Here is an 18,773-nt window from a genome sequence, read left to right on the forward strand (position 1 = left end):
ACGCCCCGGCCCCTTTTCGGGAGACCCCCATGTCCGCCTGCTCGCACCTCGACCGGATCGATCCCGCCCTCACCGTCGACGAGTCCGCCGGCTGCCAGGAATGCCTGGCGGCCGGCGCCAGGTGGGTGCACCTGCGCAGATGCCTCACCTGCGGACACGTCGGCTGCTGCGACTCCTCCCGGGGCCGCCACGCGAGCCGCCACTACCGGGACACCGGCCACCCGCTCGCCGCCTCGCACCAGCCCGGCGAGGACTGGGCCTGGTGCTTCGCCGACCGCGTGCTCCTGGAGTCCGCGTGACTGCCGAGGCCCCGCCGCACAAGCCGGTCATCCTCGCCGTGGACGACGACCCGCAGGTCCTGCGGGCCGTCCGGCACGACCTGCGCGGCGCGTACGCGGACCGCTACCGGATCCTTGGCGCCTCCTCCGCCGCCGAGGCCCTCGCCGTCCTCGACGGACTCGACGACCGGGGCCACGACCCGGCGCTCTTCCTGGTCGACCAGCGGATGCCGGACATGACCGGCGTCGAGTTCCTGCTGGAGGCGGTGGCCCGTTTCCCCGACGCCCGGCGGGTCCTGCTCACCGCGTACGCCGAGACCGACGCCGCGATCACGGCGATCAACCGGGTCCGCCTGGACTACTACCTGATGAAGCCCTGGGACCCGCCCGCCGAACGGCTCTACCCCGTCCTCGACGACCTGCTCTCGGACTGGCTCGCCGCCCACCGCCCCGCCTACCGGGGCATCCGGGTGATCGGCCCCGCGGTGTCGGCCAGCACCCACGCCGTCCGCGACTTCCTCACCCGCAACGGTCAGCCGTTCCGCTTCCTCGACGCCGAGACCGCCCCGGACGCGCGGCCGCTGCTCGCCCGCCACGGCGCGACCCGGCTCCCACTGATCGTCTTCCCCGACGGCGACGTCCTCGCCGACCCGGACACCGCCGGGCTCGCCGAGAAACTCGGCCTGGCCACCACCGCTTCCCGCCCGCACTACGACACCGTCATCATCGGCGCCGGCCCGGCCGGTCTCGCCGCCGGTGTCTACGCCGCCTCGGAGGGGCTCACCACGCTGCTCCTCGACTCCGACTCACCCGGCGGGCAGGCGGGCACGTCCAGCCTCATCGAGAACTACCTCGGGTTCCCCTCCGGCCTGTCCGGCCGCGACCTCGCCCGGCGCGCGGTCAGCCAGGCGGGCCGGTTCGGCGCGGAACTGCTCCACCCCGTCGACGCCGTCGGCCTGCGCTCCGCAGGGCGCGCCAGGATCGTCACCATGGCCGACGGGACGGAGATCGGGTCCGAGACCGTGCTCATCTCGACCGGCGTCTCCTACAACCACCTCGATGTCCCCGGAGCCGAACGCTTCGAGGGCGAGGGGCTGTACTACGGCGCCGCGACGACCGAGAGCAGCTCGTGCGTCTCGCACCACGTCTTCGTCATCGGCGGCGCCAACTCGGCCGGCCAGGCGGCGATCCACTTCGCCCGGTACGCCGCGCGCGTCACCGTGCTGGTGCGCGGAGCCTCGCTGGAGGCCGGGATGTCGCAGTACCTGGTCGACGAGATCCGCCGCACTCCCGCCATCGACGTCCGGCTCAACACTCGCGTGCTGGCCTTTCAGGGCAACCTGTGGCTGGAGCGCATCACCCTGGTCGACGACAGCACCGGCGAACAGACCGAGGAGGAGGCCCGATTCGTCTTCACCTTCATCGGCGCCCGCCCTCGCACCGGCTGGCTCCGTGACGTCATCGACTGCGACGAACACGGCTTCGTGCTGACTGGCCCCGACCTCACCCGGCCCGGCCGACCGCGCTCGTCCTGGCCCCTGGACCGCGAGCCCCACCTGCTGGAGACCAGCCTCCCGGGTGTCTTCGCCGCCGGCGACGTCCGGGCCCACTCGATCAAGCGCGTCGCCTCCGGGGTCGGCGAGGGCGCCATGGCCGTCGCCCTCATGCACCGCTACCGGGCCGCCACCTGACAGCCCTGGGGGTTCAGAACCGAGTGGGGCGTTGCAGGGCGCGCGCGAGGAGGCCGGGCTTCACCTGGTGCCCGGCAGTGGGGAAGCCGTCGTAAGGCCGGCCGACGGCGCCCTCCGGCCGCCATTTTCCTCCGCATACGCACGGGCCGTCCGGCACCCGGACGCCAGGCCCAGGAGGCGCAGACGCCTCCGTCGCCAGACTGGGACGACCGAAGCCCCACGGCCGGGCAGCCGGTGTCCAGGACCGGCTGCGTACGTCGGCCGCAATGACTGACTGATTGGCCATCAGATATGGTCAGCAAAAGGTCAGCATAGGTACGAGCAAACCCTGTCCAACAAGCACAAACATGAGACGCGATCACTCTCGGCGCCCGACTCGGGGAGGCCTCCAACTGGAGGCCCATGAGTCCCGTCGTGCTGGTTGCGGCCGGTCGCCGAGCACCTGCCGAAGACCTCTCGTCGCGCGACCGCGCGGGACATCCCTGCAGTTCAGAGTACTTTTTGAGCCGCCCCCCGCAGGAAGGGTGCTCGCGCCGGCAGGGATGACCGACCTGGCCTTCCAGGCTTCCCTCAACTCTCCCATATCTGTACGATGCGGTCATCGGATCGGTCGATCTACTTGCGTGCCTCGATCAGGAAGCGCGCCGACTGGGCCACGAACGGGCCCTCGGCCCGGATCCAGGCGTCCAGTTCGCGCAGCCGGTCCCGGTAGGCGTCGACGGTGAAGCCCGGGACCATCCAGATCACCTTGCGCAGGAAGTACACCACTGCGCCGATGTCGAAGAACTCCATCCGCAGCCGCTCCGAGCGCAGGTCCACGACCTCCAGCCCGGCGGCCCGCGCGGCCGCGCTCTCGTCCTCGGGGCGGCGGCTCCTGCGTGCCTCGGGCTGCGGCCCGAGGAAGTACTCGACCAGCTCGAAGCCGGAGGCCGGCCCGACGTGCTGCGCGAGGTAGGTACCGCCGGGCCGCAGCACCCGGGCGATCTCCGACCAGTACGCCCTCACCGGGTGCCGACTGCTGACCAGGTCGAACGCACCGTCGGCGAACGGCAGCGGCGGCTCGTCCGGGTCCGTGACGACGACGGCGCCGAGCGGGTGCAGCAGCTTCGTCGCCCGGGCCACGTTCGGCGGCCACGACTCGGTGGCCGCCATGACCGGCGGGAAGTTGCCCGCCCCGGCCAGCACCTCGCCACCGCCCGTCTGGACGTCGAGGGCGGCGTCGGCCCGCGCCAGCCGCTTGCCCAGCAGCCGCTGGTAGCCCCAGGACGGCCGCTCCTCGGTGGCCCGCCCCTCGAGCCAGGAGAAGTCCCAGCCGTCCACGGGCACCGCTCCGGCCTCGGTGATCAGATCCTCGAAGGTGCGCATGCCCGTATCCTCGCGCCGACGCCTCCGGCCGGCCAGCCGGTCGCCGGACACCCGCGCGGCCGCCGGCCACCTCGAACCCGGCCGCGCCCCTCCGGCGACTCGGACGTCCGGCACGGCCTGAAGCACCTCGCGCCGGGCGCCAAGGTGTGGATCGCCCAGCCGCGTTGGTCCGGGCCCGCCTCGGCGATCGGCCTCGCCGCCCACGGCCACCGCGTCACCGGCACCGATCTCAGCCCGGTCGCCGCCGCCCGGGCCACCCGCGAGGCCGCCCGCCGGGGCCTCCACCTGCCCACCGCCGCCGACATGCGCCACGCCCTCCGCAGCGGCGGCCTGCTCCTCCTCACCACTCGCCCCCACGACACCCTGCGCCGCGAACGCCCGGCCGCCACCCCGCCGCAGACCTCCGGACGCGACGGCCGCCGCTCCGTCATCTTCCAGCTGTCGCACTCGCACGAGGACGGCGAACGCTACGACCTGGAGCTCTTCCGCATGGCCCCGGACGACACCACCGGCGAGTGGCACGCCGAGGTCCACCACGCCACCTACTGGGCCCTCACCCAGGCCCAGCTGACCACCTTCGCCACCGAGGCGGGCTTCACCGCCCCGACCTGGGCCCTCCCCGAGGAGACCGGTTTCTTCCAGCCGATGCTCATCGCCCAGGTGCCCTGAACCTCCGCGCCGGGCGGGCGTCGGCGGGGCGGCTCAGGTCTCGCGCTGCGGGTGGTACTCGGACTCGGGTATGCCGAACGTCCAGGCGACCCCGGCCCGGGCGGTGCGGGTACCCGGCGGGACGCGCAGCCAGTAGGTGCGGAAGGTGCCGTCCGGCTCGGCGGTGGAGTTGACGACCTCGACCATGACCACGGGCTCGTCGTCGGGCAGGACGATCCGCCACAGGATGCCGGTCTCGTCGTGGTGCACCGGCTCGGCGCCGGCGTCGGTGAGGTAGCGGTCGTAGCCGTAGTGCTCCAGCAGGACGCGGCGCAGCTCGGCGTTCTCCTCGGTGCGGATCCGCTCGACGGTGACGGTGGCGAGCCCGTCCAGGAACTCGGCGGGGACGGGCATGCCGCGCCAGGCGTGCAGCGCGAAGCCGTCGGCGTAGGCGAGGGCGGGGCCGTCCGCGCGGTCGAGCCGGCCGGCCTCGTCGCGGTGCAGTTCGACGGGCCGTTCGCTGATCAGTACGACGTCCTCGTACGGCCACCACCAGCCGGCCGTGCGGGCGGCCTCGGCGAGCGGGGCGACGGTGCCGTCGAGCTCGTCGGCGGCCTCGAAGGCGGCGAACCACGGTGCGTCGTGCGGTCCGCGGACGGCGTCGAGCAGCGCGAGCCGGACGGCGGTGCGCCGGTCGCGGGCCGCCTGTCCACCGTCGGACGGCCCGTCCGGGTCCGCCTCGGGGGCGATCCGGTCGAGGACGGCGCTGCGCACCCGGTCGGCGAGCGGGGTCGTGACCGGGCCGAGCTCGCCGCCGGTGAGGGCCCAGTGCGCCGCCCATCCGCCCGCGCCGACCCGCTCGACGGTGCGTCGCCTGGCGTCCTCCCAGGGCCGGGTGCGGACGGCCTCGCGGACGCTCACCGCGCCGGCCTCCCGCAGCTCCAGCGCCGCCTCGGCGGCGGCGAGCGGCGAGCCGTGCCAGCGGACGTCAGCGGGTTCGGGCAGCCCGGCCGCCCGATAGGCGGCGCGCACCGCGCGCTCGGTCGCCGCGCGGTCGCCCGGCCCGGTGGCCGCCGCGGCCGCGCGCCAGCGGGCCGTCACCCCGGCGGCCCCGACGGCCGCGTGGGTCACGCTGTTCTCCATCACTTGCTCCGTTCCGGGCCGGGCTCCCCGCCCGGCCGCCTGCGTCCGTACCGTCGTTCCGTTCACCGGGCCGGCTGCCGTGCGCGGACGTCAGTCCGCGACCATCCGCACCGCGCCCGGCGTGTACTCGCGCTGCCGCACCACCCGGTACCAGCCCTTGGGCAGCGGTATCGCCGCGTGCTCCTCGTGCACGACCCGTCCGCCCTCGGGCAGGTGCAGCCAGCCGGCGCCGAACGGCCCGGACTCGCGGCGCAGCGCGCCCGGACCGACCACGGCGTGCGCGTGGCCGGTGACCTCGCCGAGCGCGAGCACCATCCGGCCGCGGGCGTCCCGCGGCTGCACGGCGAGCCCGGCCACCCGCGGCGGCACGGCGGCCTCCTCGACCGGCACGATCAGCACATCGCCCTGGCGGTACATCAGTTCTCCTCCCCTGCAGAACGGGACACCGGCGGACGCCGGAATCGGCGGCTCCGTCGTCACGCTCCGGAGCCACGACCAGAACGTAGGGCAAGGGTCTGACAACGCGCCCGGCCGGAGCCCCGGGCGACGGACTGTCGGAGTCGACTGGTAGACACGTGTTCGGCCCGACACCCAAGGAGCAGCGCAATGACCGTCAACGACCACATCGAGCAGTTCCACGGTCTCCCCGTCTTCGACTTCGTCCAGGCCGTGGAAGGGGACGAGGAGGAGGCCGCCGCGCTGCCGCAGCCGGCCGCGGCGGCGTGGAAGGTCGGCCTGGACTACGACTCCGAGGGCACCTTCACCGAGCGGTGGCAGCGGTTCCTCGACACCGTCGACGCCGCCCGGGTCACGGCCGTGGTGATCGGCCAGTGGTTCACCGACGGGCCCGAGCCCTTCGGCGACGAGGCGCTGGCCGCGATCGTCGGCTCGGCCGACCGGATGCCCGCGCTCCGGGCGCTGTTCGTCGGGGACATCACCTGCGAGGAGAGCGAGATCTCCTGGCTGGAGATGTGCGACGTCACCCCGTTGCTGACGGCCTTCCCGCAGCTGACGGAGCTGGTGGTGCGCGGCGGCACCGACCTCGAACTCAAGCCCGTGCGCCACGACGCGCTCACCGCGCTGCGTTTCGAGGCCGGCGGCCTGCCGGTCGGGGTCGTCCGGGCGGTCGCCGGCTGCGAACTGCCCGCGCTGGAGCGGCTGGAGCTGTGGCTCGGGGTCGACAGCTACGGCGGCGACGCGACGCTCGACGACCTGGCGCCCTTCCTCGACGGCTCCCGCTTCCCCGCGCTGCGCCACCTCGGCCTGCAGAACAGCGAGTTCCAGGACGACATCGCCGCCGCCGTCGCGCACGCGCCGGTCGTGGCCCGGCTCGAAACGCTCAGCCTGTCGATGGGCGTCCTCACCGACCAGGGCGCGGGCTCGTTGCTGGAGGGCCAGCCGCTCACCCACCTCCACGCCCTCGACCTGCACCACCACTACCTCACCGGCAGCATGCAGGATCGCCTGCGCGAGGCCCTGCCGGACGTGGCGCTCGACCTGTCCGAGGGCGGCAGCCCCGGCGACCGCTGGCGCTACGTCGCGGTGGCCGAGTAGCCGTCGGCCCCACCGTCCGTCCACCACCAGACCCCGCCGGGAGCGGCCATGACCGTCAACCACCACCCCAGGCTCTTCCACGACCTGCCGATCCACGACTTCGCCCCGGGCGCCGGGAAGCAGCCCGCCGCCGACGCCGTCGCGTGGCGGCTCGCCCTGGAGTACGACGCGCCGCAGGACTTCGCCGCCCACTGGGAGTCGTTCCTCGCCACCGTCGACCCGGCCGCCGTCCGGGCGCTGGTGATCGGCTCCTGGTGGCAGCGGGACTACGAACCGGTCAAGGACGCCGTCGGCATCCTCGCCGACGACGCCGAGCGCCTGCCCGCTCTGGAGGCGCTCTTCCTCGGCGACGTCACGTACGACGAGTGCGAGATCTCCTGGCTGGAGATGGACGACGTCACCCCGCTGTTGACGGCCTTCCCCGCCCTCACCGAATTCGCTGTCCGCGGCGGCACCGACCTGGAGCTGAAGCCGGTGCGCCACGACCGGCTCACGTCCCTCCGGTTCGAGGCCGGCGGCCTGCCCGCCGAGGTCGTCCGCGCCGTCGCCGCCTCCGAACTGCCCGCGCTGGAACGGCTGGTGCTGTGGCTCGGCGTGGACGAGTACGGCGGCGACACGACCATCGACGACCTGCGGCCCTTCCTCGACGGCACCCGCCTCCCGGCGCTGCGCCACCTCGGCCTGGCCAACAGCGAGTTCCAGGACGAGATCGCCGCCGCCCTCGCGCACGCGCCCGTCGTGGCCCGGCTCGAAACGCTCGACCTGTCCATGGGCGTGCTCTCCGACGAGGGCGCCGCCGCCCTGCTGGAGGGCCAGCCGCTCACTCACCTCCGCGCCCTCGACCTGCACCACCACTACCTCACCGAGGCCATGCAGGAGCGCGTGCGCCAGGCCCTGCCCGGAGTCGAGGTCGACCTCAGCGAGCCCGAGGACGCGGACGAGGACCCCGAGGACCGCTACGTCGCGGTCGCCGAGTGAGCGGACGGGTGACAGCACGATGACCACGCGGCTGACCGTCCTCGGCAATCCGGGCCACCGGCGGGTGATGCTGTTCGCCGCCGCGGCCCGGGCCGCGGGCCTGCCCGAGCCCGCCGTCCTGCCCTGGCTGGACGTGCTGCGCGGCGGGTACCGGCTGCCCGAGGGCACTCTGCTGCGGATCGAATCGCCCGGTGAGGACCAGGCGGTGGACGAACTGCTGCGCGGCCCGGCGCTCGGCCCGTCCTACGCGCCCACCCGCGTCGAGGGCACGGCCGTCTGGTACACGCGCGTCCTGGCCGCACTGCGCGGTCTGGCCGCGCAGCCCGGCGTGCGGCTGCTCGGCGATCCCGAGGAGATCGCCGTCATGTTCGACAAGCGCCGGGCCCACGCGACGCTGTCCGCCGCCGGGGTTCCCGTGCCCCACGCACTCGACACCACCGGGCTGACCGGCTGGGGCGAGCTGCGCGAGCTCATGCGCGAGGCCGGCCTGCGCCGGGTCTTCGTCAAGCCCGTGCACGGCTCCTCCGCCTCGGGGGTGGTGGCCCTGGAGTTCGGCCCGCGCGGCCAGGTGCAGGCCACCACGTCCGCCGAGCTCGCCGACGGCGAGCTGCACAACTCGCTGCGCGTGCGGCGCTACCGCGACGAGCCCGAGGTGGCCGCGATCGTCGACCGGCTCGCGCCGGACGGGCTGCACGTCGAGCAGTGGGTCCCGAAGGCCGCGCAGTCCGGCCGCTCGGCGGACCTCCGGGTCGTCGTGATCGCCGGGCGGGCCACCCACGCCGTGGTGCGCACCAGCGCCCAGCCGATGACCAACCTGCACCTCGGCGGCGCCCGGGGCAGCCTCGACCTCGCCCGGGAGGCCGCCGGGCCCGCCTGGCCGGCCCTGCTGGAGACGGCCGAACGCGCCGCCGCCTGCTTCCCCCGCTCGCCGATGGTCGGAGTCGACGTCCTGCCCACCGCGGGCTGGCGGCGCGCCCTGGTCGGCGAGGTCAACGCCTTCGGGGACCTCCTGCCGAACCTCACCGGCCTGCCCGGCGGCCCCGCCGAGGGCCTGGACACCTACGGCGCCCAGCTGGCCGCCCTGACCACCACCCACCCCGGAACGACAAAACGATGAACCACCAGACGAACCACCGGACGAACCACCAGTTGAACCCTCAGGCGCCCGACATGAACGCGGTCGTGGGCACCCACGACCTGCTGCTCGTCACCCTCGACACCCTCCGCTTCGACGTCGCCGAGGAGCTCGCCGCCACCGGCCGCATCCCACACCTCGCCGCGCACCTGCCGGGCGGCCGCTGGGAGCGCCGCCACGCGCCCGGCAGCTTCACCTACGCCTCCCACCAGGCGATCCTGGCCGGCTTCCTGCCCACCCCCGCCTCGCCCGACGGCCCGCACCCGCGCCTGTTCGCGGCGCGCTTCGCCGGTTCGGAGAGCACCGCCCCGCGCACCTGGGTCTTCGACGCCCCCGACCTGCCGGCCGCGCTCGCCACGGCCGGGTACCGGACGGTGTGCATCGGCGGCGTCGGCTTCTTCAACAAGCAGGGTCCGCTCGGTTCGGTGCTCCCCGGTCTGTTCCAGGAGAGCCACTGGGAGCCGGAGATGGGCGTGCCGTCCCCCAGGTCGTTCGAGGCGCAGGTCGCCCGGGCCGAGCAGGTCGTCGCCGAACAGCCCGCCGGGCAACCGCTGTTCCTGTTCCTGAACGTCTCGGCCCTGCACCAGCCGAACTGGTTCCACCTGCCCGGCGCCACCCGGGAGCACGGCGACTCGCGCGCCAGCCACGCCGCCGCGCTGGAGTACGTGGACGCCCACATCGGCCGGCTGTTCGCCGCGATGAGCGCCCGCCGCCCGTGCTTCGCGATCGTCTGCTCCGACCACGGCACCGCGTACGGCGAGGACGGCTACACCGGCCACCGGATCGGCCACGAGGTGGTCTGGACGGTCCCGTACGCGCACTTCACGATTCCCTGCTCGACCACGGCCGAGGAGCCTGCGGCATGACCACGGCACTCCCGCGCACCGACTCGCCCTACCAGTCGTATGTCTACGCCTACCCGCACAAGACGGCGTACCGCCCGCTGCCCGACCGCCCGGCGCTGCGCGAACTGTGGGCCGGCGAGGCGCAGCACGCGCTCTCGCTCTACCTGCACATACCGTTCTGCGAGGTCCGCTGCGGCTTCTGCAACCTGTTCACCCGGATCGGCAGCCCGGAGGGCCTGACCACCGCGTACCTGGACGCGCTGGAGCGCCAGGCCGCCGCCGTCCGCCCGGCGCTGGACGCCGGCTCCCGGTTCGCGGTGGCCGCGTTCGGCGGCGGCACGCCCACCTACCTGACGGCCGGCGAGCTGGAGCGGCTCTGCGACATCGCCGAGCGGCACATGGGTGCCGACCTCCTGGCGATACCCCTCTCGGTGGAGGCGTCCCCCGCCACCGCGACGGCCGACCGGCTGGAGGTCCTGGCCGCCCGGGGCACCACCCGGCTGAGCCTGGGCGTGCAGTCCTTCGTCGACGCGGAGGCCCGTTCGGCAGTGCGCCCGCAGAAGCGCGCCGAGGTCGAGGCCGCCCTGGCCCGGATCCGCGCGGCCGGCTTCCCGGTGCTCAACATCGATCTCATCTACGGCATCGACGGCCAGACCGAGGCCAGTTGGCTGCACTCGCTGGACGCCGCACTCGCCTGGCAGCCCGAGGAGCTGTACCTCTACCCGCTGTACGTCCGCCCGCTCACCGGCCTGGCCCGGCGCGGCGAGCAGGAGAGCCTCTCCGCCTGGGACGCCCGCCGGCTCGCGCTCTACCGCACCGGCCGGGACCACCTCCTCGCGCACGGCTACGAGCAGGTGTCGATGCGGATGTTCCGCCGCGCCGCCTCCCCGCAGGCGGGCGCGAGCGAGTACGCGTGCCAGACGGACGGCATGGTCGGCCTCGGCTGCGGGGCGCGCTCGTACACCTCGCGACTGCACTACTCCTTCGACTACGCGGTGAACGCCACCGAGGTGCGCGGCATCATCGACGACTACGTGGCCACCGAGGACTTCCACCGGGCCGAGGTCGGACACGCGATGACCGGCGACGAGCCGCGCCGCCGGCACCTCGTCCAGTCGCTGCTCCAGGCCGGGGGCATGCCGCTGGCCGACTACCGCGCCCGGTTCGGCAGCACGCCCGCCGAGGACTTCCCCGCCGAGCTGGCCGAGTTCGCCGCGCGCGGCTGGCTGGCCGAGGACGGCGCGCGCCTGGTGCTCACGCCGGAGGGGCTGGCGCACTCGGACGCCGCCGGGCCGATGCTGTTCTCGCCCGAGGTCCGGGCGCTGATGGCCGGTTACGAGGCGAAATGACGTTCCTCGGCATGCCGTCCGCCCCTCCTGCCGACGACACCGCGCGGGACCTCACCCTCCTCTACCGCGGCCCGCTCGCCTCCTGCGACTACGACTGCCCCTACTGCCCGTTCGCCAAGCGGCGCGACACTCCCGACCAACTGCGCGCCGACCGTGCCGCGCTGGAGCGCTTCACCGCCTGGGCCGCCGGGCGGGCGGGCACCGGCGACACGCTGTCGCTGCTGTTCACCCCGTGGGGCGAGGGCCTCGTGCGGTCGTGGTACCGCCGCGCGCTGGTCGAGCTGAGCCGGCTCCCGCACGTCCGCCGCGTCGCGATCCAGACCAACCTCAGCTGCCGCACCGACTGGCTCGCCGAGGCCGACCTCGACACCCTCGCGCTCTGGGTCACCTACCACCCCGGCCAGGTCGCACACGACCGCTTCCTCGCCAAGTGCCGCGAGCTGGAAGCATTGGGCGTGCGCTACAGCGTCGGTGTGGTCGGGCAGCCCGAGCACCTCGCCGAGGCCGAGCGGCTGCGCGCCGCGCTCCCCCCGCATGTCTACCTCTGGGTCAACGCCGCCGAGGGCCGCACGTACACCGACGCCGAGGCCGCCCGATGGGCCGCCCTCGACCCGCACTTCGGCTACAGCCGGCACGCGCACCCGAGCGCAGGGCTCCCCTGCCGCACCGGCGAGTCCGTGCTCTCGGTGGACGGCGACGGCACGGTACGCCGCTGCCACTTCGTCCGGGACGTCCTCGGCAACCTCTACGACGGCAGCTACCGCGCCCGACTTCGGCCGCGCGCCTGCCCGTTGCCGGCGTGCGACTGCCACATCGGCTACGTCCACCTGGAAACGCTGCCGCTGTACGAGCTGTACGGCGCGGGCGTCCTGGAGCGCGTACCGCACGGCTGGCCGCAGGTGGGGTAGGAGCGAGCCCACGGAGAGGCTCCGGGGCGAGCTGATCCTGCCGGGCCCGGCGCTCGCCCGGCTCCCGCGGGACGAAGCACCCGCCGCACGCCGATAGGCTGCAAACGCACTGCCGGACACCGGCAGGGGCCCGAACGGGCTTCGGCAGGACGGCGAAGGCGGCAGGAACAATGGACGATCGCGGCAGTACGGTGCTGCGCGTGATGGCGCGACTGCGGCTGATCACCGTCTACGTGCTGCTGCTGACCGCGACCGCCACGTGGCTCGCGGGCCAGAGCCACGCGGGGCGGGCCCGCTTCGTCCGGCACAACAGCAGCAACGTCCACCACATGGAGGTGGGCAAGTGGTGGACGCTGTTCACCAGCGGCCTGGTGGTGGACGGCGTCCCGGCCTGGGCCGGGATCACCGCGGTCGCCGCCGTGCTCGGGCTCGCCGAGTGGCGGTGGGGTGCGCTCCGGGCCGGCGCCGTGTTCGCCTTCGGGCACCTCGGCGCCACGCTCCTCACCGAGGGCGCGATGTGGGTCATGATCAACACCGGCATCCCGGGCGCACTCTCCCGCGCCCGCGACGTCGGGATCAGCTACGGCCTGGTCGCCACCGGTTCGTGCCTGCTCGCCCTCGGCCCCAGGCCGCTGCGCCGGTACGGCCTTCCGGCGCTCGCCGCCGCCCTCGCCGCGGCCTGGGCGGTGGACCAGGAACTCGCCGACGCCGGCCACCTCATCGCCCTGGGCCTCGGCGTGCTGGCCTCCCGCTCGCGCCGGCTGCGCGAGCGCGCCGCCCCGGCGCCCGCCTGAAGCCCGCCCAAGGCCCGGGAACGGCACAGGGCTTCGGCGAAGTCGCCAGATGTCCGTTTCGGCCAGGTGGCGGGAACGATCGACAGGTGGGGTGGGGTCAGTCAGCCGCAGGCTGCATCGCCACAGGTCAGTCTGGTCAGGGAATTCATCTGCCCCCTACGGTCGAGATCGCTACCCTGGTCCCGTGGAAGATCGGGAAGTGTTTGTCGGAGGAGTCAACCAGGTCGTCCGAGAGGGCAACCTTGTGCGCCGTCCGGCGGGGCCGTGGAGCGGGACCGTACAACGTCTGCTCGCACACATGGCCGGGGTCGGGTTCATGGGGGCTCCGAAACCGTACGGACTGAGCGAGGACGGCACGGAGGAACTCGTCGAGTACCTGCCCGGGGAGGTCGGCCACGACTTCGCTGCACCTCAGACGCGCAGTGACGCGTCACTTGTCGCGGCGGCCCAGCTACTGCGCCGATTTCACGACGCCACGGCCAACTTTGCGCACACGCCCGAAGATGTGTGGCAGTTCCCGCCGCGCGAGCCAGCGGAGGTGATCTGCCACGGTGACGCGGCCACCTACAACACGGTCTTTCGCGACCAACTCCCGGTCGCCTTCATCGACTTCGATACCGCCCATCCCGCTCCGCGGATCTGGGACGCGGCATACACCGCGTACCGATTCGTACCGCTCTACGCCCCTGACGAGGCAGACCTCACGCTGCCCCTGCCGGAGGCCCGGCGTCGCCTGCACCTCTTCGCGGACGCCTACGGGCTCTCGGACGTGGAACGGGCCGAGCTTCCTCACGTCGCGGCGGAGCGTCTGAGAGCGCTGGTGGCATGGATGTACGCGCAGGCCGCCGCTGGGCACGCAGCCTTCGGACAGCACATCTCCGAGGGCCACGACCGTCGCTACCTGACCGACGCCGAATGGATCGAGCGGAACTTCCAACGAAGGGTGCCGGCGCCCGGTCTGTGACGATCCGTTGGCTGATTGGCCAGACAGGCACGGACTTCCAAGTTCATGGAGTTCTCTACGCCCCGTGACCTGCCCGGAAGACCGCGCCTGCCGACGCATCCTCCCCGATCCCGCCCGGCGCGCACCCGCCCGCTGCGCCGAGTGCCGGGCAGGCACCCGCAGTTCATCCGCCACCGCAGCTCGACCGCTATCATGCGCGGACGTTCGATTGGCTGCGCCGGTCCACCGGATGACAGCCGCTCAGCACAGCGGAGGGGACCGGATGTTCAACACCGACGGCGCCAGCGGGACGGATCTGCCGACCGATCTCCAGACGGATCGCCCGCACCCGGCCCGGATCTACGACTACTGGCTCGGCGGCAAGGACAACTTCCCGCCGGACCGGGCGGCGGCCGAGCACGCCATCGCCGCCGCGCCCGACATCCCGCAGGCGGCCCGGGAGAACCGCGCCTTCCTGCGCCGCGCGGTGCGGCTGTGCGTCGAGGCCGGGGTCCGCCAGTTCATCGACATCGGCTCGGGCCTGCCCGCCCGGGGCAACGTCCACGAGGTCGCCCAGGAGCTCGCCCCGGACGCGCGAGTCGTCTACATCGACAACGACCCCATCGTCCTCGCCCACGGCCGGGCCCTGCTCGCGGACAACCGCAGCACCACCGTCCTGACCGGCGACCTGCGTGACGTCGAGGAACTGCTGGACCGCGCCGAACTGCGCTCGCTGATCGACCTGTCGCAGCCCGTCGCCGTCCTGCTGCTCGCCGTCCTGCACTTCGTCGACGACGCGCAGGCCGCCGCCGCGGTCCGGGCGGTGCGCGACCGGGTCGCACCGGGCAGCCACCTACTCGTCTCGCACAGCACCGCCGAGGGCAACCCTCAGCGGGCCGAGGAGGTCGGGAAGACCTGGGAGAACGCCACGTCCCGGATCAAGGGGCGGGGCCGCGCCGAGGTCGAGGCCTTCTTCGAGGGCTGGGAGCTGCTGGAGCCCGGCGTCGACTTCGTCCCGCTCTGGCGCCCGGAGGGCTCCACCGCGAACACCACCCGCTGGATGTACGCGGGCGTCGGCCGCACGTCCTGACGGCGCCCCCGCCGCCGCACCCATGCCGCCGACGCACCCGCACTGGCGCGCCCCACCGACACGCCCCCGCCGCCGATGCACCCACACCGACGGGCCCCGCCGCGATCGCGCCCGACGGCACCGGTCCGTCGGGCGGGCCCGGCCGCCACGTTCGTATTCTCTTGCGGTACTCTGCAAACCTATGCCAGGGTGACGGTGTCGGACACCAGTGCCGACACCGCCCACACGTCGCTAGTTCGAAGGCCCGCACGCCGCGGGTCCAGGGGTGCACGCATGTCGAAGGTCTTGAGCAAGCTGCCGGTCGGTGAACGGATCGGCATCGCATTCTCCGGTGGGTTGGACACCTCCGTCGCGGTCGCGTGGATGCGCGAGCGCGGCGCCGTCCCCTACGCGTACACGGCGGACATCGGCCAGTACGACGAGCCGAACCTCACCGACGTGCCCGCGCGCGGCCGGTCCTACGGGGCCGAGCAGGCCCGCCTCGTCGACTGCCGGGCCGCGCTGGTCGAGGAGGGCCTGGCCGCGCTCGCGTGCGGCGCCTTCCACATCCGCTCCGCCGGGCAGACGTACTTCAACACCACCCCGCTCGGCCGCGCCGTCACGGGCACCCTGCTGGTCCGCGCCATGCAGGAGGACGCCGTCTCCATCTGGGGCGACGGCTCCACCTACAAGGGCAACGACATCGAGCGGTTCTACCGCTACGGCCTGCTCGCCAACCCCAGCCTGCGGATCTACAAGCCGTGGCTGGACCAGGCGTTCGTCTCCGAGCTCGGCGGCCGCAAGGAGATGTCCGAGTGGCTGGCCGAGCGCGACCTGCCCTACCGCGACTCCGCCGAGAAGGCCTACTCGACCGACGCCAACATCTGGGGCGCCACCCACGAGGCCAAGCGCCTGGAGTACCTGGACGCCTCGATCGAGATCGTCGCCCCGATCATGGGCGTCGCGTTCTGGGACCAGTCCGTCGACATCCAGGCCGAGGACGTCACCGTCGAGTTCGAGTTCGGCCGCCCGGTCCGGATCAACGGCCGGGTGTTCGCCGACGACGTCGAGCTGGTGCACGAGGCCAACCGCATCGGCGGCCGGCACGGCCTCGGCATGTCGGACCAGATCGAGAACCGCATCATCGAGGCCAAGAGCCGCGGCATCTACGAGGCGCCGGGCATGGCGCTGCTGCACATCGCCTACGAGCGGCTGCTCAACGCGATCCACAACGAGGACACCCTCGCCACCTACCACGCCCAGGGCCGCCGCCTCGGCCGGCTGCTGTACGAGGGCCGCTGGTTCGACCCGCAGGCGCTCATGCTGCGCGACAGCCTGCAGAAGTGGGTCGGCCAGGCCGTCACCGGCAGCGTGACCCTCCGGCTGCGCCGCGGCCAGGACTACTCGGTGCTCGACACCCAGGGCCCGAACTTCAGCTACCACCCCGAGAAGCTGTCCATGGAGCGCAGCGTGGACGCCGCGTTCGTCCCGGACGACCGCATCGGCCAGCTGACCATGCGCAACCTCGACATCGCCGACTCGCGCAGCAAGCTGGAGCAGTACGCCACGCACGGTCAGCTCGCCCCCTGGAGCGGCCTGATCGGCGAGCTCGCCCCGGGCGGCGCGGCGCCGATCGCGGCGGCCAGCCACAACGCCGAGGCCGTCGCGGCCGAGTCCACCGCGCTCGACCAGGCGGCCATCGAGTCGGGCAACGACTGATCCCCTCACGCCGGTCCGCGGGCCGTGGCACCGCAGGTGCCGCGGCCCGCGGCCGTGTCCGGAGCAGCCCCGAGCACGCGCGCCGACCGGCCGGGGTGTGCCCGACGGTGGCCGGGGGCGGACGATGGATGTAGGAGGAGCCCGTCGTCCAGAGCGGGAGCGGGGATGGGTGAGGCAGTCGGTGCGATGCTGGCGTCGGCCGTGGGCATCGCGATCAGCCCGCAGCCGCTGATCGCGGTGATCCTCATGCTGGCCACCCCGCGCGGCCGGGTCAACGCGCTCGCCCTCACGGCCGGCTGGGCGGCCGCGCTGGGGGCGATCGTGGCGGTCGTCGTGACGGGCGGCAGCCGACTGGGCTCCGGCGGCGGTGAGCCCACCTGGTCGTACTGGCTCAAGCTCGCGCTGGGCGTGCTGTTCGTGCTGCTGGCGCTCAAGCAGTGGCGGGACCGGCCGCGCGCGGGCCACGTCATCGCGCCACCGGGCTGGATGCGGTCGGTGGACCGGTTCATGGCGCCCCGGTCCGCCGGTCTCGGGGCGGTACTCGCCGCCGCGAACCCGAAGAACCTCGTCCTGGCCGTCGGCGGCGCCGCGTCCATCGCCGCGAGCACGACGAGCGGCGCGGGCAAGGCCGTCGCCGCCGCGCTGATGGTGCTCGTCGGCTCGCTGTGCGCGCTGCTGCCGCTCGGGGTGGACCTGCTGGGCGGGGACCGCTCCTCCCGCACCCTCGGGGAGTGGAAGGCCTGGACGGCCGCCCACCACGCCGCGATCACGACCACGGTGATGGCCGTCCTCGGCACCACCTACGTCGGCGCCGCCGTCACCGGCCTCGCCTGAACCCATCGTCCCCAAGCACCACCCCCGTCGCAACGCGGCCTCGCGCCCGCGACTTCGACCAGGTGAGCGAGGGTCTGACGGTTAATGACATACTCCTCTGCGCAGCACCCGGCGCCGCCGCTACGACGCCGGGCCGACATCCACGGGGGACAAGAACGTCCATGTCATCGATACGTCGTACCCAGCGCACCGTGCGGGCCGCCCTCGGGGCGTCCGCACTGACGCTGACGCTCCTCGCCACCTCCGCCTGCGGGCCGGACAACAGCTCCAGTGACGCGGCCACCACGGCGGCGACCGGAAGCACCGGCGCCACCGCCGCCGCGACCGGCGGAGCCGCCGGGCTCGGGCTGCCGGCCAACCTGGAGGATCTCAAGAAGTGGAAGGCCGCGGACTGGGAGAAGTGGGCCAAGGACTACGCGGCCCCGGCCGTGGCCAAGGGCTACTGGACCATCGAGAAGCTCCTCAGCGCCAAGCCCGTCGACCCGCTGAAGCCGCCGACGACCACGCCCACCGGCAAGCCCACCGCGCAGCCCACCGGCCAGGCCCCGCAGCCCACCGCGCAGCCCACCGGGGCGACCACCCAGCCGCCCGCCGACGGCGGTAACGACGCGCCGCCGCAGACCGTCGACGCACAGGCGGACCCGCACCCGTACGCCAAGAACCTGGCCGTGTTCGGGAAGATCTTCTTCGACAAGCCCGGCACCGAGACCCTCGACCCGGGCAAGCTCGGCCAGCACTACGTGTGTTCGGGCACCGTGGTGGCCGACCCGGCGCACCCCGGCAAGAGCAACCTGGTGTGGACCGCCGGGCACTGCGCCCACCAGGGCAAGGGCTCCACGTTCAACAACAACATCGTCTTCATCCCCGACTTCAACGCGAGCGGCGCCGTGAGCGGCGGCAAGCGCCCGACCGACGTCTCGCAGTACGCGCCGTACGGCGAGTGGGCCGCCGTCAACCACGTGACCTCCCCGGTCTGGGAGGCCGAGGGCGGCGAGGTCGGTCCGGCCGCGCAGTACGACTTCGCGATCCTGCGGGTCAAGCCGGAGAACGACACGGGCAAGTCGCTGGAGGAGACGGTCGGCGGCGCGCTGCCGGTGTGGTTCAACGCCCCGCGCGACCAGCTGAACATCACCAACTACGGCTACCCGGCCGCGCCCCCGTTCGACGGGCTGGAGCTGAACCACTGCCAGGGCGGCAAGCCGTCCCGGATGTCCTTCGACCCCTCGCGTCCGCCGATGCTGGCGATCGGGTGCTCGATGACCGGCGGGTCGAGCGGCGGCGGCTGGCTGGCGGCCAAGGACGGCAAGCCCGCCCTGGTCAGCAACGTGTCGGTCGGCAACGACGGCCCGCAGAAGTACCAGGCCGGCCCGTACCTGGACGACGTGGCGGCCGGCCTGTACGACTTCATCTCCAAGAAGGGCTAGTTGTACTGACCACGGAGGTTGGTGACAGGGCTCACGGCCGGGTGATCTTGAAATGAGTGAGGGCCTTCTGGCTCGGTGTGGATTGCGACATCTGCA

At 73.3% G+C, this 18,773-nt stretch carries 18 protein-coding genes; 15 read left to right on the top strand and 3 right to left on the bottom strand.

Features of this window, described 5'->3' with window-relative positions; translation table 11 throughout:
• Positions 1–29 precede the first annotated feature (29 nt).
• Positions 30–299 carry a UBP-type zinc finger domain-containing protein gene (locus ACWCXH_RS33325; RefSeq protein WP_449805242.1) on the top strand — a complete coding sequence of 90 codons (270 nt, stop codon included), beginning with the start codon at positions 30–32 and terminating at the stop codon, positions 297–299.
• A complete protein-coding gene (locus ACWCXH_RS33330) occupies positions 296–1,969 on the top strand; it encodes an FAD-dependent oxidoreductase (protein WP_449805243.1) in 1,674 nt (557 codons plus the stop codon). Before ACWCXH_RS33325 ends, ACWCXH_RS33330 begins: the two co-directional genes overlap by 4 nt.
• A gap of 615 nt (positions 1,970–2,584) precedes the next feature.
• Here ACWCXH_RS33330 and ACWCXH_RS33335 read toward each other — a convergent pair.
• A complete protein-coding gene (locus tag ACWCXH_RS33335; protein ID WP_449805244.1) occupies positions 2,585–3,334 on the bottom strand; it encodes a class I SAM-dependent methyltransferase in 750 nt (249 codons plus the stop codon).
• Between the two features lie 144 nt (positions 3,335–3,478).
• On the opposite strand from ACWCXH_RS33335, the gene ACWCXH_RS33340 reads away from it, so the two are divergent.
• The gene (locus ACWCXH_RS33340; RefSeq protein WP_449805245.1) at positions 3,479–4,003 is read left to right on the top strand and encodes a hypothetical protein; all 525 of its coding nucleotides are present in this window, start codon (positions 3,479–3,481) and stop codon (positions 4,001–4,003) included.
• Positions 4,004–4,036: 33 nt separating this feature from the next.
• Here the strand turns inward: ACWCXH_RS33340 and ACWCXH_RS33345 are convergent, their stop codons facing one another.
• Positions 4,037–5,125 carry a DUF6745 domain-containing protein gene (locus ACWCXH_RS33345; protein WP_449805246.1) on the bottom strand — a complete coding sequence of 363 codons (1,089 nt, stop codon included), beginning with the start codon at positions 5,123–5,125 and terminating at the stop codon, positions 4,037–4,039.
• A 90-nt stretch (positions 5,126–5,215) separates the two neighbouring features.
• Entirely contained in the window at positions 5,216–5,542 is a 327-nt protein-coding gene (locus ACWCXH_RS33350; protein WP_449805247.1) for a hypothetical protein, read from the bottom strand.
• 189 nt (positions 5,543–5,731) lie between these two features.
• On the opposite strand from ACWCXH_RS33350, the gene ACWCXH_RS33355 reads away from it, so the two are divergent.
• From ACWCXH_RS33355 to ACWCXH_RS33410, 12 genes are all read left to right on the top strand, one after another.
• On the top strand, positions 5,732–6,679 hold the full coding sequence (locus ACWCXH_RS33355) for an STM4015 family protein (protein WP_449805248.1): 948 nt from the start codon (positions 5,732–5,734) through the stop codon (positions 6,677–6,679).
• 48 nt (positions 6,680–6,727) lie between these two features.
• Positions 6,728–7,657 (top strand): STM4015 family protein, encoded by a 930-nt coding sequence (locus ACWCXH_RS33360; RefSeq protein WP_449805249.1) that lies wholly within the window; start codon positions 6,728–6,730, stop codon positions 7,655–7,657.
• 19 nt (positions 7,658–7,676) lie between these two features.
• Entirely contained in the window at positions 7,677–8,774 is a 1,098-nt protein-coding gene (locus ACWCXH_RS33365) for an STM4014 family protein (protein WP_449805250.1), read from the top strand.
• Between the two features lie 53 nt (positions 8,775–8,827).
• Positions 8,828–9,658, top strand: a complete 831-nt coding sequence (locus ACWCXH_RS33370) for an STM4013/SEN3800 family hydrolase (protein WP_449805251.1) — start codon at positions 8,828–8,830, stop codon at positions 9,656–9,658.
• Entirely contained in the window at positions 9,655–10,986 is a 1,332-nt protein-coding gene (locus tag ACWCXH_RS33375) for an STM4012 family radical SAM protein (RefSeq protein ID WP_449805252.1), read from the top strand. Before ACWCXH_RS33370 ends, ACWCXH_RS33375 begins: the two co-directional genes overlap by 4 nt.
• Positions 10,983–11,894 (top strand): STM4011 family radical SAM protein, encoded by a 912-nt coding sequence (locus ACWCXH_RS33380; protein ID WP_449805253.1) that lies wholly within the window; start codon positions 10,983–10,985, stop codon positions 11,892–11,894. The genes ACWCXH_RS33375 and ACWCXH_RS33380 overlap by 4 nt, the downstream gene beginning before the upstream one ends.
• Positions 11,895–12,064: 170 nt before the next feature.
• Positions 12,065–12,688 (top strand): rhomboid-like protein, encoded by a 624-nt coding sequence (locus ACWCXH_RS33385; protein ID WP_449805254.1) that lies wholly within the window; start codon positions 12,065–12,067, stop codon positions 12,686–12,688.
• Positions 12,689–12,872: 184 nt separating this feature from the next.
• Entirely contained in the window at positions 12,873–13,652 is a 780-nt protein-coding gene (locus tag ACWCXH_RS33390; RefSeq protein WP_449805255.1) for a phosphotransferase, read from the top strand.
• Between the two features lie 262 nt (positions 13,653–13,914).
• The gene (locus tag ACWCXH_RS33395) at positions 13,915–14,721 is read left to right on the top strand and encodes an SAM-dependent methyltransferase (protein WP_449805256.1); all 807 of its coding nucleotides are present in this window, start codon (positions 13,915–13,917) and stop codon (positions 14,719–14,721) included.
• Positions 14,722–14,994: 273 nt separating this feature from the next.
• Positions 14,995–16,419, top strand: coding sequence for an argininosuccinate synthase (argG, locus tag ACWCXH_RS33400; RefSeq protein ID WP_449805257.1), 1,425 nt, complete (start codon positions 14,995–14,997; stop codon positions 16,417–16,419).
• A gap of 165 nt (positions 16,420–16,584) precedes the next feature.
• Positions 16,585–17,253, top strand: coding sequence for a GAP family protein (locus tag ACWCXH_RS33405; protein ID WP_449805258.1), 669 nt, complete (start codon positions 16,585–16,587; stop codon positions 17,251–17,253).
• A gap of 161 nt (positions 17,254–17,414) precedes the next feature.
• Entirely contained in the window at positions 17,415–18,677 is a 1,263-nt protein-coding gene (locus tag ACWCXH_RS33410; protein ID WP_449805259.1) for a trypsin-like serine peptidase, read from the top strand.
• The last annotated feature ends 96 nt before the right edge of the window (positions 18,678–18,773 follow it).

This window comes from Kitasatospora sp. NPDC001660, from assembly GCF_053596725.1.

Excerpts from the sequence above, each read along its gene's own strand:
- ACWCXH_RS33325 (WP_449805242.1), top strand. The coding sequence starts at position 30 with ATGTCCGCCTGCTCGCACCTCGACCGGATCGATCCCGCCCTCACCGTC.
- ACWCXH_RS33335 (WP_449805244.1), bottom strand. The coding sequence starts at position 3,334 with ATGCGCACCTTCGAGGATCTGATCACCGAGGCCGGAGCGGTGCCCGTG.
- ACWCXH_RS33345 (WP_449805246.1), bottom strand. The coding sequence starts at position 5,125 with ATGGAGAACAGCGTGACCCACGCGGCCGTCGGGGCCGCCGGGGTGACG.
- ACWCXH_RS33350 (WP_449805247.1), bottom strand. The coding sequence starts at position 5,542 with ATGTACCGCCAGGGCGATGTGCTGATCGTGCCGGTCGAGGAGGCCGCC.
- ACWCXH_RS33355 (WP_449805248.1), top strand. The coding sequence starts at position 5,732 with ATGACCGTCAACGACCACATCGAGCAGTTCCACGGTCTCCCCGTCTTC.
- ACWCXH_RS33360 (WP_449805249.1), top strand. The coding sequence starts at position 6,728 with ATGACCGTCAACCACCACCCCAGGCTCTTCCACGACCTGCCGATCCAC.
- ACWCXH_RS33365 (WP_449805250.1), top strand. The coding sequence starts at position 7,677 with ATGACCACGCGGCTGACCGTCCTCGGCAATCCGGGCCACCGGCGGGTG.
- ACWCXH_RS33370 (WP_449805251.1), top strand. The coding sequence starts at position 8,828 with ATGAACGCGGTCGTGGGCACCCACGACCTGCTGCTCGTCACCCTCGAC.
- ACWCXH_RS33375 (WP_449805252.1), top strand. The coding sequence starts at position 9,655 with ATGACCACGGCACTCCCGCGCACCGACTCGCCCTACCAGTCGTATGTC.
- ACWCXH_RS33380 (WP_449805253.1), top strand. The coding sequence starts at position 10,983 with ATGACGTTCCTCGGCATGCCGTCCGCCCCTCCTGCCGACGACACCGCG.
- ACWCXH_RS33385 (WP_449805254.1), top strand. The coding sequence starts at position 12,065 with ATGGACGATCGCGGCAGTACGGTGCTGCGCGTGATGGCGCGACTGCGG.
- ACWCXH_RS33395 (WP_449805256.1), top strand. The coding sequence starts at position 13,915 with ATGTTCAACACCGACGGCGCCAGCGGGACGGATCTGCCGACCGATCTC.
- argG (WP_449805257.1), top strand. The coding sequence starts at position 14,995 with ATGTCGAAGGTCTTGAGCAAGCTGCCGGTCGGTGAACGGATCGGCATC.
- ACWCXH_RS33405 (WP_449805258.1), top strand. The coding sequence starts at position 16,585 with ATGGGTGAGGCAGTCGGTGCGATGCTGGCGTCGGCCGTGGGCATCGCG.
- ACWCXH_RS33410 (WP_449805259.1), top strand. The coding sequence starts at position 17,415 with ATGTCATCGATACGTCGTACCCAGCGCACCGTGCGGGCCGCCCTCGGG.